The organism is Herbaspirillum sp. 1130, assembly GCF_017833835.1.
GTDB lineage: Bacteria > Pseudomonadota > Gammaproteobacteria > Burkholderiales > Burkholderiaceae_D > Herbaspirillum > Herbaspirillum huttiense.
Map to the genome: position 1 here is coordinate 140,293 of NZ_JAFICQ010000006.1, position 11,970 is coordinate 152,262.

Here is an 11,970-nt window from a genome sequence, read left to right on the forward strand (position 1 = left end):
AGCGCAACGACAACATGACTGCGTCATACGCTTCCCCGTCGGGAGGATGGCGCGGCCGAGGCGAGGCGGACAGCGGATTCCCCGGTGGAACTCCTGGCTCCTTATTTCTTTCTGGCAAGTAACGTATTGAACGGGCGAGGCAATGGCCGCTCTCCAAATCACAGACATCAAGAAGCGCTACCAGTCCCTGCAGGCGCTGGGTGGTGTGTCGCTGGCAATCGAAGAAGGTGAATTCTTTGGTCTGCTGGGCCCCAACGGCGCCGGCAAGACCACGTTGATTTCCATCATCGCCGGCCTGAACCGGGCCGATTCCGGCTCGGTCACCATCCACGGGCATGACGTGGTCAGCGACTATCGCGGCGCGCGCATGAACCTGGGCGTGGTACCGCAGGAACTGGTCTTCGATCCCTTCTTCACCGTGCGCGAGACATTGCGCATGCAGTCCGGCTATTTTGGCCTGACCAACAACGACAAGTGGATCGACGAGGTCATGGACAACCTCGACCTCACCAACAAGGCCGATACCAACATGCGCGCACTCTCCGGCGGCATGAAGCGGCGCGTGCTGGTGGCCCAGGCGCTGGTGCACAAGCCGCCGGTCATCGTGCTCGATGAGCCGACCGCCGGGGTGGACGTGGAACTGCGCCAGACCCTTTGGCAGTTCATCGGCCGCCTCAACCGCGAGGGGCATACCATCGTGCTGACCACGCACTACCTGGAAGAAGCCCAGGCCCTGTGCAATCGCATCGCCATGCTCAAGTTCGGCAAGGTGGTGGCGCTGGATTCGACCGATGCGCTGATCCGCCGCATCTCCGGTTCGCAGATGGTGCTGCGACTGAAGCGCGGCAGCCTGCCCGATGGCCTCAAGGCTCTGGTCACCCATCCAGAGGAGCTGCTGGCCGGCAATGCCGCCAACAAGTACACGCTGCGCGTGAATGACTACAAGGAAGTCGAACCCATTCTGGCCACGCTGCGCGCCTCGGGCGCGGAGATCGATGATCTGCAATTGCAGCAGGCCGACCTGGAAGACGTCTTCATCCAGATCATGGGAGATGAAAAATGATCGGTTTCCGCACCCTGTTCTACAAGGAAATCCTGCGTTTCTGGAAGGTCGCCACCCAGACCATCACTGCGCCCATCGTCACGGCCCTGCTGTACCTGCTGATCTTCGGCCACGTCCTGCAGGACCGCGTGCAGGTCTATCCGGGCGTGAACTACACCGGCTTCCTGGTGCCGGGCCTGGTGATGATGAGCGTGCTGCAGAATGCTTTTGCCAACAGCTCTTCCTCGCTGATCCAGTCCAAGATCACCGGTAACCTGGTGTTCGTGCTGCTGACCCCGCTGTCGCACTGGGAGCTGTTCGGCGGCTACGTGCTCGCGGCCGTGGTGCGTGGCCTGATGGTGGGTGCGGGCGTGTTCGTGGTCACCGTCTGGTTCGGTCACCTGGACTTCGTCGCCCCCCTGTGGATCCTGGTGTTCGCCCTGCTGGGTGCGGGCATCCTGGGCACCATGGGCCTGATTGCAGGGATCTGGGCGGAGAAGTTCGACCAGTTGGCGGCGTTCCAGAATTTCCTGATCGTGCCGCTGACCTTCCTGGCCGGCGTGTTCTATTCGATACACTCGCTGCCCCCGTTCTGGCAGGCGGTATCGCATTTCAACCCGTTTTTTTATATGATCGACGGTTTTCGCTACGGCTTCTTCGGCCAGTCCGACATTCCCCCCATGACCAGCCTCGGTATCGTCGCCGTGTTCTTCGTGGCGCTGTCGACCCTGGCCGTACGCATGCTCAAAAGCGGCTACAAGCTGCGCGCGGGTTCGCATTGAACACCCTGCGCCCCGCCATCTCCCCCATTCCCGTGAAGAGCCTCACCATGCTACCCACACCTGAACTCGTCAAAAGCTACATCGCCGCCGGCCTCGACTGCCAGCACCTGGAAGTGGAGGGCGATGGCCAGCACTTCACCGCCGTCATCGTCGCCGAGGCTTTCACCGGCAAGCGCCTGATCCAGCGCCATCAGCTGGTCTATGCCGCCCTGGGCGACCGCATGCGTGAAGAAATCCACGCGCTGTCGATGAAGACCCTGACCCCCGAAGAATTCCAGAAATAAGGCAACACGATGGACAAGCTTTTGATCCGTGGCGGCAAGCGCCTCTCCGGTGACGTCACCATTTCCGGTGCCAAGAACGCCGCCCTGCCCATCCTGTGCGCGGGCCTGCTCACCGATGGCGACCTGGTGCTCTCCAATGTGCCGCACCTGCAGGACGTGGTCACCATTACCAAGCTGATGAGCCAGATGGGCCTGCGCGTGCGCGAGAACGGCGAGCAGCTGGTCTTGAACGGCAACGACATCACCCGCCCGGAAGCGCCGTATGAACTGGTCAAGACCATGCGTGCCTCGATCCTGGTGCTGGGCCCCTTGCTGGCGCGCTTCGGCCAGGCCAAGGTGTCGCTGCCCGGCGGTTGTGCCATTGGTTCACGTCCGGTGGACCAGCACATCAAGGGACTGCAGGCGATGGGCGCGGAAATTCATATCGAGGCCGGATACATCCATGCCAAGGCCAAGCGCCTCAAGGGCGCGCGCATCGTCACCGACATGATCACCGTGACCGGCACCGAGAACCTCCTGATGGCCGCCGCCCTGGCCGATGGCGAGACCGTGCTGGAAAACGCCGCGCGCGAGCCGGAAGTGGGCGACCTGGCTCACCTGCTGGTGAAGATGGGCGCCAAGATCGAGGGCATCGGAACCGACCGTCTGGTGATCCAGGGGGTGGAGAAGTTGCACGGTGCCGAGCATGAGGTCATCGCGGACCGCATCGAGACCGGCACCTTCCTGTGCGCTGTCGCCGCCACCGGTGGCGACGTGACCCTGCACCGCACCCGCGCCGGTTTGCTGGATGCCGCTCTGGACAAGCTGCGTGACGCCGGTGCCATCCTCACTTCGGGTGAAGACTGGATCCGCATCCAGATGGCGCGCCGTCCCAAGGCGGTGAGCTTCCGCACCACCGAATATCCGGGTTTCCCGACTGACATGCAGGCGCAGTTCATGGCCTTGAACTGCCTGGCTGAAGGTACCAGCCACGTCACCGAGACCATCTTCGAAAATCGTTTCATGCATGTGCAGGAATTGAATCGCCTCGGTGCGGCCATCGATGTGGAAGGCAATACCGCCATCGTCACCGGCGTGGAAAAATTCCTCGGTGCGCCGGTGATGGCGACCGACCTGCGCGCTTCGGCCTCGCTGGTCATCGCCGGGCTGGCCGCGCAAGGCGAGACCGTGGTGGAACGCATCTACCACCTCGACCGCGGCTATGACCGCATGGAAGCCAAGCTGTCGGCTATCGGTGCCGATATCGAACGCATCAAGTAAATTGACGGACCCCAGAAAACGCACACCATCATGACCCAACAACTGACGCTGGCGCTGTCCAAGGGCCGTATCTTCGAAGAGACCCTGCCGCTGCTCAAGGCCGCTGGCATCACCGTGGCCGAGGATCCAGAATCCTCGCGCAAGCTGATCCTGCCGACCAATGACCCCGACGTGCGCGTCATCATCGTGCGCGCCTCGGACGTGCCGACCTACGTGCAATACGGTGCGGCCGATTTCGGCGTGGCCGGCAAGGATGTGCTGATGGAACATGGCGGTGAAGGCTTGTACCAGCCCATCGACCTGAACATCGCCAAGTGCCGCCTGTCGGTGGCGGTGCAGGAAGGTTTCGACTACGCCAATGCGGTGCGCCAGGGCGCGCGCCTGCGCGTGGTGACCAAGTACGTCAATACCGCGCGCGAACACTTCGCCGCCAAGGGCGTGCACGTGGACCTGATCAAGCTGTATGGCTCGATGGAACTGGGCCCGCTGGTGGGCCTGTCGGATGCCATCGTCGACCTGGTCAGCACCGGTGGCACGCTGCGTGCCAACAAGCTGGTGGAAGTCGAGCACATCATCGACATCTCCTCGCGCCTGGTGGTGAACCAGGCCGCGCTGAAGTTGAAGCGCGAGCGCCTGCAGCCGATTCTCGATGCCTTCGAGAAGGCTTCCAAGGCCAAGTAATCCCACGACCCCAGATATCTTCGCAGAGCAGGTGAGACCATGAGCATTGCCATCCGAAAACTCGATTCCGCCGAAGCCGGCTTCCGTGACAAGCTGTCGGCCGTGCTGGCCTTCGAAGCCAGCGAAGACGAGGCCATCGACCGCGCCGCAGCGGCCATCCTGGCCGATGTGAAGGCGCGCGGCGATGTCGCCGTGCTGGAATACACCCAGCGCTTCGACCGCCTGCAGGCCGCTTCCGTGGCTGGCCTGGAAATCGGCAAGGATGCCCTGCAAGCCGCACTGGCAGGCCTGCCCGAGGCGCGCCGCCATGCGCTGCAGACCGCTGCCGACCGCGTGCGCGCTTATCACGAGCGCCAGAAGAAGGAATGCGGATCGGATGGTTTCCTGTATCGCGAAGCCGATGGCACCGAGCTGGGCCAGAAGGTCACGCCGCTGGATCGCGTGGGCATCTACGTGCCGGGCGGCAAGGCCGCCTATCCTTCGTCGGTATTGATGAATGCGATTCCGGCCAAGGTGGCCGGCGTGCAGGAAGTCATCATGGTCGTGCCGACTCCGGACGGCGTGAAGAATGAACTGGTGCTGGCCGCGGCCGCCATCGCAGGTGTCGATCGCGTCTTCACCATCGGTGGCGCGCAAGCCGTGGGCGCGCTGGCTTATGGCACCGCCACCATCCCGCAGGTGGACAAGATCGTCGGTCCCGGCAATGCCTATGTGGCCGCCGCCAAACGCCGCGTGTTCGGCGTGGTGGGCATCGACATGATCGCCGGTCCTTCGGAAATCCTGGTGATCTGCGATGGCGCGACCGATCCCGACTGGATCGCCATGGACCTGTTCTCGCAAGCCGAGCACGACGAGCTGGCGCAATCCATTCTGCTGTGCCCGGATGCGGACTACATCGCCAAGGTCGAAGCCTCGATCAACCGCCTGCTGGAAGACATGCCGCGCAAGGACGTGATCCGCACTTCGCTCACCGACCGTGGCGCCCTGGTCAAGGTGCGCGACATGGAAGAAGCCTGCGAGATCGCCAACATGATCGCCGCCGAGCACCTGGAGATTTCCGCGCAGGAGCCGCAGCAGTGGGCGGACCAGATCCGTCACGCCGGTGCCATGTTCCTGGGACGCTTCTCCTCCGAATCGCTGGGCGACTACTGCGCCGGTCCCAACCACGTGCTGCCGACGTCGCGTACCGCTCGCTTCTCTTCACCGTTGGGCGTGTATGACTTCCAGAAGCGTTCGAGCATCATTCGCGTCTCGGAAGAGGGCGCGCAGACGCTGGGCAAGATCGCTGCCGAACTGGCTTACGGTGAAGGCTTGCAGGCGCACGCCCGCTCGGCCGAACTGCGGCTCAGGAAGTGACAGGATGACCTCCGCCACCGACTCCCTCGCAGGTGCCGGCTGGCTGGACCGCGTATTCTGCGAGGATGCGCTCTCGGCCACCGCTGGCCTGGCGCGCATTCCCGATGGCAGCGTCGACCTGATGATCGCCGATCCGCCCTATGGGCTGGGCAAGGATTACGGCAACGATTCCGACAAGCTCGATACGGCCGCTTATCTGTCGTGGACCGAGCAGTGGATCGATGCCGCGCTGCCCAAGTTGAAGCCCAATGGCAGCCTCTACATCTTCCTGACCTGGCGCAATTCGCCGGAAATCTTCGTGATGCTCAAGCAGCGCATGACCATGATCAACGAGATCATCTGGGATCGCCGCGTGCCCTCCATGGGCGGCAGCACCCGGCGCTATTCCTCGGTGCATGACACCATCGGTTTCTTCGCGCGGGCCAAGGATTATTTCTTTGATCTCGACGCCATCCGCATTCCCTACGATGCCCAGACCAAGAAGGCGCGTTCACGCTCCATCTTCGTCGGGGCCAAGTGGCTGGAAATGGGCTACAACCCCAAGGATGTATGGAGTGTGTCGCGCCTGCATCGTGAACATAAAGAGCGCGCCGACCATCCCACCCAGAAACCGCTGGAAGTGGTGGAGCGCATGGTCAAGGCGTCTTGCCCGCCGGGCGGCGTGGTGCTCGATCCCTTCATGGGCAGCGGCACTACCGCCGTGGCTGCGCGCCGTTGCGGTCGCCACTTCACCGGCTTTGAACTCAATCCCGATTATTGCGAACTGATCCGCCAGCGTCTCGACGCTCTCGATGCGCCGGCGCCTGCGAGCCAAGATGATGAATCCCTCCAAGCCTGAGACCGTGGACGACCTGGTAGCCAACGTGATCCGCCCGCTGGTGCGCGGCTGGCAGTCCTATCACGTGCCGTCGGCCGAAGGGATGGTCAAGCTCGATGCGATGGAAAATCCCTACCTGCTGCCGCCGGCCTTGCGTGAAGAACTGGCGCAGCGGCTGGCAGCGCTGGAGCTCAACCGTTATCCGGTGCCGTCCTATACCCGCCTGAAAGCGGCCATCTGCGCGAAACTGGGCGTGCCTGCGGGCTATGACGTCCTGCTGGGCAATGGTTCGGATGAGCTCATCACCATGCTTTCAGTAGCCTGTGCCATTCCGGGGCGGACCATCCTGGCACCGGAACCGGGGTTCGTCATGTATGGCGTCTCGGCAAAAATGGCCGGGCTGGATTATGTGGGCGTGCCACTGCGCGCGGACCTGACGCTGGACCTGCCCGCGATGCTGGCAGCCATTGAGCAACACAAGCCGGTCATCACCTGGCTGGGTTATCCCAACAATCCGACCGGCACGCTCTATCCGATGGCCGACGTGCTGCGCATCATCGAAGCCGCCGCACCCTATGGCCTGGTGGTGGTGGACGAGGCTTACCAGCCTTTCGCTGCATCGACGCTGATGCCGGCATTGCCGCAGCACAACAACCTGGTGGTGATGCGCACCGTCTCCAAGCTGGGGCTGGCGGGCATCCGCCTGGGCTACCTGTCGGCGGCCCCGGCGCTGTTGCGCGAATTGGACAAGGTGCGTCCGCCCTACAACGTCAACATGCTCACCGAAGCGGCCGCGCTGTTCGTGCTGGAACACTTGCAGGTGCTGGAGGCGCAGGCGGCGCAGCTGCGTGAGGCGCGCAGCGTGCTGGCGGCCGAACTGGCGGCGCTGGAGGGGGTGGAGGTGTTTCCTTCGGCAGCCAATTTCATCCTGATCCGCGTCCCGGAAGCCGATAAAGTCTGCGCCGCCTTGCTGGCGCGCAGGGTACTTGTCAAAAATGCCGGTAGAATGCACGTATTGCTGCAAAACTGTTTGCGCATTACCGTCAGTACGGATGAAGAAAACGCCATCTTCCTGACGGCCCTGAAAGATGCACTGCGCGAGCAGTGAAGGTTTGAAGGTCCACCGCAGGCAAGCAGGCATTACGCATTACCAACGATAGAACCCCGTCCAACCCCGACCATGTCTACACCGAGAACCGCCGAAGTCGTCCGCAATACCAACGAGACGCAGATCCGCGTTGCGATCAACCTGGATGGCACCGGCCAGCAGAAGCTGGATACCGGCGTGCCCTTCCTGGATCACATGCTGGACCAGATCGCCCGCCACGGCCTGATCGACCTGGACATCCACGCCAAGGGCGACCTGCACATCGACGCGCACCATACGGTGGAAGACGTGGGCATCACCCTGGGCATGGCGTTTGCCAAGGCCATCGGCGACAAGAAGGGTATCCGTCGCTACGGCCATGCCTACGTGCCGCTGGATGAAGCCCTGTCGCGCGTGGTGATCGATTTCTCCGGGCGTCCCGGCCTGGAATACCACATTCCCTTTACCCGCTCGATGATCGGTTCCTTCGATGTGGACCTGACCAGCGAGTTCTTCCACGGTTTCGTCAATCATGCGCAGGTGACCCTGCACGTGGACAACCTGCGTGGCGTGAATGCCCACCACCAGGCCGAAACCGTGTTCAAGGCCTTCGGCCGCGCGCTGCGCATGGCCGTGGAACTTGATCCGCGCGCTGCGGGTACGATTCCGTCCACCAAGGGCAGCCTGTAAAACGCAGGGTATCGCTAACTCATCTGGGTTTCCCGGCGCGCGAGCGCCGTTCAATGTCGCCATGAATAAAATTGTTGTAGTCGATTACGGCATGGGCAACCTGCGCTCGGTGGCGCAGGCGCTGCGCCATGTCGCGCCTGAAGCCGACGTGCGCATCTCCGGCGAAGTCGCCGATATCCGCGCCGCCGACCGTGTGGTCCTGCCCGGCCAGGGCGCCATGCCCGATTGCATGCGCAGCCTGCGTGAATCGGGCGTGCAAGATGCGGTCCTTGAAGCTTCCCGCACCAAGCCGCTGTTCGGCGTATGCGTGGGCGAGCAGATGCTGTTCGACTGGAGTGAAGAAGGCGACACCCCCGGCCTGGGCCTGCTGCCCGGCAAGGTCCTGCGCTTCGAGCTCGAAGGCGTGCGCCAGGATGATGGATCGCTGTTCAAGGTGCCGCAGATGGGCTGGAACCATGTGCATCAGACCAGCGCCCATCCGCTGTGGGAAGGAATTGCGGATAATGCCTTCTTCTATTTTGTCCACAGCTACTACGCCGTACCGGCCGAATCGTCGCACATCGTTGGCCAAACGCCGTATGGCCGTGACTTCGCCTGTGCCGTGGCCCGCGATAATATTTTTGCAACCCAGTTCCACCCGGAAAAAAGTGCCTCGGCGGGTTTGCAGCTGTATCGGAATTTCGTACACTGGAAACCTTGATTTTTTGCCTTTCCGGCAAGAACCTCGCCGCAGACCGTCGCCAACCCTTCTTTTTTACTGACTAGTCATCCCCTAGCCATGCTGCTCATACCCGCCATCGACCTGAAAGACGGTCATTGCGTACGCCTCAAACAAGGTGATATGGAACAAGCCACCGTTTTCTCCGAAGATCCGGCGGAAATGGCCCTGCACTGGCTCAAGCAGGGCGCGCGCCGCCTGCACCTCGTGGACCTCAATGGTGCCTTCGCCGGCAAGCCCAAGAACGAGGCGGCGGTCAAGGCCATCCTGAAGGCGGTCGCCAGCTTCGCCGAAGAGAACGACGTCGAGGAAATCCCGGTGCAACTCGGTGGCGGCATCCGCGATCTGGATACCATCGAACGCTACCTGGACGATGGCCTCTCCTACATCATCATCGGCACCGCCGCGGTGAAGAATCCCGGCTTCCTGCATGACGCCTGCAGCGCCTTCCCCGGCCAGATCATCGTGGGTCTGGATGCCAAGGACGGCAAGGTTGCCACCGATGGCTGGAGCAAGCTGTCCGGCCACGAAGTGGTGGATCTGGCGCAGAAATTCGAAGGCTATGGCTGCGAAGCCATCGTCTACACCGACATCGGCCGCGACGGCATGATGGGCGGCGTCAACATCGAGGCCACGGTGCGCCTGGCGCAGGCCGTGACCATTCCCATCATCGCCTCGGGCGGCGTGCACCACGTGGGCGACGTCGAGGCGCTGTGCCGGGTCGAGGATGAAGGCATCGAAGCCGTCATCTGCGGCCGTTCCATCTACGAAGGGACGCTGGACCTGCGCAGCGGCCAGGATCGTGCGGATGAACTGACGCGCGAACTGGAAGCCAACCGCCTCTCCGGCAGCAAATAACATGGCCCTTGCAAAACGCATCATCCCTTGCCTGGACGTGACCGCTGGTCGCGTGGTCAAGGGCGTCAATTTCCTGGAGCTGCGCGATGCCGGCGATCCGGTCGAGATCGCGCGCCGTTACGACGAGCAGGGTGCCGATGAGCTGACCTTCCTCGACATCACCGCGTCCTCCGATGGCCGCGACCTGATCCTGGACATCATCGAAGCCGTGGCTTCGCAGGTCTTCATCCCGCTGACGGTGGGTGGCGGCGTGCGCGCGGTGGAAGATGTGCGCCGCCTGCTCAACGCCGGGGCCGACAAGGTCGGCATCAACACCTCGGCCGTGACCAATCCGCAGCTGGTGGCCGATGCCGCCAACAAGTACGGCTCCCAATGTATCGTGGTGGCCATCGACGCCAAGCGCGCCGGCGACGGCAAGTGGGAGGTCTACACTCACGGCGGACGCAAGGCCACTGGCCTGGATGCGGTCGAATGGGCGCGCAAGATGGCGCAGCTGGGCGCGGGCGAGATCCTGCTGACCAGCATGGACCGCGATGGTACCAAGAGCGGTTTCGACCTCGACCTGACGCGTTCGGTCTCCGAAGCCGTCAGCATCCCCGTGATTGCTTCGGGCGGCGTGGGCGGCCTGCAGGACCTGGCCGACGGCATCACCAAGGGCAAGGCCGATGCGGTGCTGGCCGCCAGCATCTTCCACTATGGCCAGCACACCGTGCAGGAAGCCAAGCGCTTCATGGCCGACCAGAACATTTCCATGAGGCTGGCATGAGCATCAGCGCCAAATGGCTCAACAAGGTCAAATGGGACGAAGTCGGCCTGGTGCCGGTGATCGCCCAGGAAGTCGGATCCAATGATGTGCTGATGTTCGCCTGGATGAACCGCGAGGCGCTGGCGCGCACCGTGGAGATCGGCCAGGCGGTCTACTGGAGCCGCTCGCGCAAGAAGCTCTGGCACAAAGGTGAAGAATCAGGTCATTTCCAGAAAGTGCACGAAATCCGCCTGGACTGCGACGAAGACGTGGTGCTGCTCAAGGTCGAGCAGGTGGCCGGCATTGCCTGCCATACCGGCCGTCATTCCTGCTTCTTCCAGAAATTCGAAGGCAGCGCTGACAGCGGCGAATGGGTCACGGTGGAGCCGGTGCTGAAGGATCTGCAGCCGGGTGCCGGCGGTGGCCCCGCGACCGCAGTGGCCGCTGAGCCGGCCGCCAAGCCCAAGCGCGTGCGCAAGACCATCCCCAAGCCCGTGGACAGCGACAAGACCCCATCATGAGTGAAACCCTGAAGCGACTGGCCGAAGTCATCGAGTCGCGCAAGCTGGCCAACGGTGGCAATCCGGAGAAATCCTACGTCGCCAAGCTGTTCTCCAAGGGGGATGACGCCATCCTCAAGAAGATCGGCGAGGAAGCCACCGAAACCGTGATGGCCGCCAAGGATGCCCGCGTCTCGGGCGACAAGTCCAAGGTGCTCTACGAATGCGCCGACCTGTGGTTCCATTCCATGGTCCTGCTGGCGCAGTTCGATCTGAGCCCGCAGGATGTGCTCAACGAACTGGCGCGCCGTGAAGGCCTCTCGGGCCTGGAAGAAAAGGCTGCCCGCAAGGACTGAGCGTCCTGCGCACTTTCCATCCACTTGTTTCCCAGGAGTACGGCGTTGGATAATTGTATTTTCTGCAAGATCGCAGCAGGCCAGATTCCCTCGAAGAAGATCTACGAGGACGAGGACCTGATCGCCTTCCACGACATCAACCCGGCCGCGCCGGTGCATTTCCTGATCGTGCCGCGCCAGCATGTGGCAACGCTGGCCGATTGCGGTGAGCAGCATGCGGCCTTGCTGGGCAAGATGCTGGCCCTGGCACCGCGCCTGGCGGCCGAGCAGGGCTGCGGTTATGGCATCGATGCCGAAGGCAAGCCCACCGGCGGTTTCAAGACCCTGGTCAACACCGGACCGGATGGCGGCCAGGAGGTGTACCATCTGCACATGCACGTGATTGGCGGCCCGCATCCCTGGCGGGTACGGTTCGTGCAACAATAAGCATTCGCCGGCCCGGGGGCAGGCAGGTTTCACTTGTACACAGGGCAGGGATGTCCGCTTAGGAGAAGAGAATGGGTTCGTTCAGTATTTGGCATTGGCTGATTGTTCTGGTGATCGTGATGCTGGTCTTCGGCACCAAGAAGCTCGGCAACATGGGTTCCGACCTGGGCAAGGCAGTCAAGGGCTTCAAGGATGGCGTCAAGGGCGGCGAGGAAGATCCGGCCAAGAAGGACCCGGCCATCGACGTGCAGGCCAAGGAAAAGGACAAGTCCGGCAGCTGATCAGGCCGCCCGCCAGCCCTCCTGGCGGGCTTGCATGGGCCCGCATCGTGATTTGCAGCGGGCACTCCCGTCTTCAAGCGCATGGCG

General features: G+C 62.8%; 16 protein-coding genes. All 16 read left to right on the forward strand.

What is annotated here, in order from left to right; genetic code table 11:
• Positions 1 to 142: 142 nt before the first annotated feature.
• The 16 genes from JOD78_RS24890 (at position 143) to tatA (ending at position 11,883) form a co-directional block, all read left to right on the forward strand.
• Positions 143 to 1,063 (forward strand): ABC transporter ATP-binding protein, encoded by a 921-nt coding sequence (locus JOD78_RS24890; RefSeq protein WP_039783846.1) that lies wholly within the window; start codon positions 143 to 145, stop codon positions 1,061 to 1,063.
• The gene (locus tag JOD78_RS24895; protein ID WP_034330737.1) at positions 1,060 to 1,824 is read left to right on the forward strand and encodes an ABC transporter permease; all 765 of its coding nucleotides are present in this window, start codon (positions 1,060 to 1,062) and stop codon (positions 1,822 to 1,824) included. Before JOD78_RS24890 ends, JOD78_RS24895 begins: the two co-directional genes overlap by 4 nt.
• A gap of 47 nt (positions 1,825 to 1,871) precedes the next feature.
• On the forward strand, positions 1,872 to 2,108 hold the full coding sequence (locus tag JOD78_RS24900) for a BolA family protein (protein WP_039783960.1): 237 nt from the start codon (positions 1,872 to 1,874) through the stop codon (positions 2,106 to 2,108).
• Between the two features lie 9 nt (positions 2,109 to 2,117).
• Positions 2,118 to 3,368 (forward strand): UDP-N-acetylglucosamine 1-carboxyvinyltransferase, encoded by a 1,251-nt coding sequence (murA, locus tag JOD78_RS24905; protein WP_134223470.1) that lies wholly within the window; start codon positions 2,118 to 2,120, stop codon positions 3,366 to 3,368.
• Positions 3,369 to 3,398: 30 nt separating this feature from the next.
• A complete protein-coding gene (gene hisG / locus JOD78_RS24910) occupies positions 3,399 to 4,049 on the forward strand; it encodes an ATP phosphoribosyltransferase (RefSeq protein WP_008332468.1) in 651 nt (216 codons plus the stop codon).
• 39 nt (positions 4,050 to 4,088) lie between these two features.
• The gene (gene hisD / locus JOD78_RS24915; protein WP_134136896.1) at positions 4,089 to 5,405 is read left to right on the forward strand and encodes a histidinol dehydrogenase; all 1,317 of its coding nucleotides are present in this window, start codon (positions 4,089 to 4,091) and stop codon (positions 5,403 to 5,405) included.
• 4 nt (positions 5,406 to 5,409) lie between these two features.
• Positions 5,410 to 6,243, forward strand: coding sequence for a site-specific DNA-methyltransferase (locus JOD78_RS24920; RefSeq protein ID WP_204727033.1), 834 nt, complete (start codon positions 5,410 to 5,412; stop codon positions 6,241 to 6,243).
• Positions 6,224 to 7,330: a histidinol-phosphate transaminase gene (hisC, locus tag JOD78_RS24925; RefSeq protein WP_134137100.1), complete on the forward strand. Its 1,107-nt coding sequence runs from the start codon at positions 6,224 to 6,226 to the stop codon at positions 7,328 to 7,330. Before JOD78_RS24920 ends, hisC begins: the two co-directional genes overlap by 20 nt.
• Positions 7,331 to 7,402: 72 nt before the next feature.
• A complete protein-coding gene (gene hisB / locus JOD78_RS24930) occupies positions 7,403 to 7,999 on the forward strand; it encodes an imidazoleglycerol-phosphate dehydratase HisB (protein WP_013235995.1) in 597 nt (198 codons plus the stop codon).
• Positions 8,000 to 8,060: 61 nt separating this feature from the next.
• Positions 8,061 to 8,699 (forward strand): imidazole glycerol phosphate synthase subunit HisH, encoded by a 639-nt coding sequence (gene hisH, locus JOD78_RS24935; protein WP_134136894.1) that lies wholly within the window; start codon positions 8,061 to 8,063, stop codon positions 8,697 to 8,699.
• 78 nt (positions 8,700 to 8,777) lie between these two features.
• Positions 8,778 to 9,575 carry a 1-(5-phosphoribosyl)-5-[(5-phosphoribosylamino)methylideneamino]imidazole-4-carboxamide isomerase gene (gene hisA / locus JOD78_RS24940; protein WP_039783854.1) on the forward strand — a complete coding sequence of 266 codons (798 nt, stop codon included), beginning with the start codon at positions 8,778 to 8,780 and terminating at the stop codon, positions 9,573 to 9,575.
• A 1-nt stretch (position 9,576) separates the two neighbouring features.
• Positions 9,577 to 10,341, forward strand: coding sequence for an imidazole glycerol phosphate synthase subunit HisF (gene hisF, locus JOD78_RS24945; RefSeq protein ID WP_034330780.1), 765 nt, complete (start codon positions 9,577 to 9,579; stop codon positions 10,339 to 10,341).
• Positions 10,338 to 10,841 (forward strand): phosphoribosyl-AMP cyclohydrolase, encoded by a 504-nt coding sequence (gene hisI / locus JOD78_RS24950; protein ID WP_121040417.1) that lies wholly within the window; start codon positions 10,338 to 10,340, stop codon positions 10,839 to 10,841. Before hisF ends, hisI begins: the two co-directional genes overlap by 4 nt.
• A complete protein-coding gene (locus tag JOD78_RS24955) occupies positions 10,838 to 11,176 on the forward strand; it encodes a phosphoribosyl-ATP diphosphatase (protein WP_069374928.1) in 339 nt (112 codons plus the stop codon). The genes hisI and JOD78_RS24955 overlap by 4 nt, the downstream gene beginning before the upstream one ends.
• Before the next feature lie 45 nt (positions 11,177 to 11,221).
• Positions 11,222 to 11,602, forward strand: coding sequence for a histidine triad nucleotide-binding protein (locus JOD78_RS24960; protein WP_121040415.1), 381 nt, complete (start codon positions 11,222 to 11,224; stop codon positions 11,600 to 11,602).
• 71 nt (positions 11,603 to 11,673) lie between these two features.
• Positions 11,674 to 11,883 (forward strand): Sec-independent protein translocase subunit TatA, encoded by a 210-nt coding sequence (gene tatA, locus JOD78_RS24965; protein WP_039783860.1) that lies wholly within the window; start codon positions 11,674 to 11,676, stop codon positions 11,881 to 11,883.
• The last annotated feature ends 87 nt before the right edge of the window (positions 11,884 to 11,970 follow it).

Excerpts from the sequence above, each read along its gene's own strand:
- JOD78_RS24890 (WP_039783846.1), top strand. The coding sequence starts at position 143 with ATGGCCGCTCTCCAAATCACAGACATCAAGAAGCGCTACCAGTCCCTG.
- JOD78_RS24895 (WP_034330737.1), top strand. The coding sequence starts at position 1,060 with ATGATCGGTTTCCGCACCCTGTTCTACAAGGAAATCCTGCGTTTCTGG.
- JOD78_RS24900 (WP_039783960.1), top strand. The coding sequence starts at position 1,872 with ATGCTACCCACACCTGAACTCGTCAAAAGCTACATCGCCGCCGGCCTC.
- murA (WP_134223470.1), top strand. The coding sequence starts at position 2,118 with ATGGACAAGCTTTTGATCCGTGGCGGCAAGCGCCTCTCCGGTGACGTC.
- hisG (WP_008332468.1), top strand. The coding sequence starts at position 3,399 with ATGACCCAACAACTGACGCTGGCGCTGTCCAAGGGCCGTATCTTCGAA.
- hisD (WP_134136896.1), top strand. The coding sequence starts at position 4,089 with ATGAGCATTGCCATCCGAAAACTCGATTCCGCCGAAGCCGGCTTCCGT.
- JOD78_RS24920 (WP_204727033.1), top strand. The coding sequence starts at position 5,410 with ATGACCTCCGCCACCGACTCCCTCGCAGGTGCCGGCTGGCTGGACCGC.
- hisC (WP_134137100.1), top strand. The coding sequence starts at position 6,224 with ATGAATCCCTCCAAGCCTGAGACCGTGGACGACCTGGTAGCCAACGTG.
- hisB (WP_013235995.1), top strand. The coding sequence starts at position 7,403 with ATGTCTACACCGAGAACCGCCGAAGTCGTCCGCAATACCAACGAGACG.
- hisH (WP_134136894.1), top strand. The coding sequence starts at position 8,061 with ATGAATAAAATTGTTGTAGTCGATTACGGCATGGGCAACCTGCGCTCG.
- hisA (WP_039783854.1), top strand. The coding sequence starts at position 8,778 with ATGCTGCTCATACCCGCCATCGACCTGAAAGACGGTCATTGCGTACGC.
- hisF (WP_034330780.1), top strand. The coding sequence starts at position 9,577 with ATGGCCCTTGCAAAACGCATCATCCCTTGCCTGGACGTGACCGCTGGT.
- hisI (WP_121040417.1), top strand. The coding sequence starts at position 10,338 with ATGAGCATCAGCGCCAAATGGCTCAACAAGGTCAAATGGGACGAAGTC.
- JOD78_RS24955 (WP_069374928.1), top strand. The coding sequence starts at position 10,838 with ATGAGTGAAACCCTGAAGCGACTGGCCGAAGTCATCGAGTCGCGCAAG.
- tatA (WP_039783860.1), top strand. The coding sequence starts at position 11,674 with ATGGGTTCGTTCAGTATTTGGCATTGGCTGATTGTTCTGGTGATCGTG.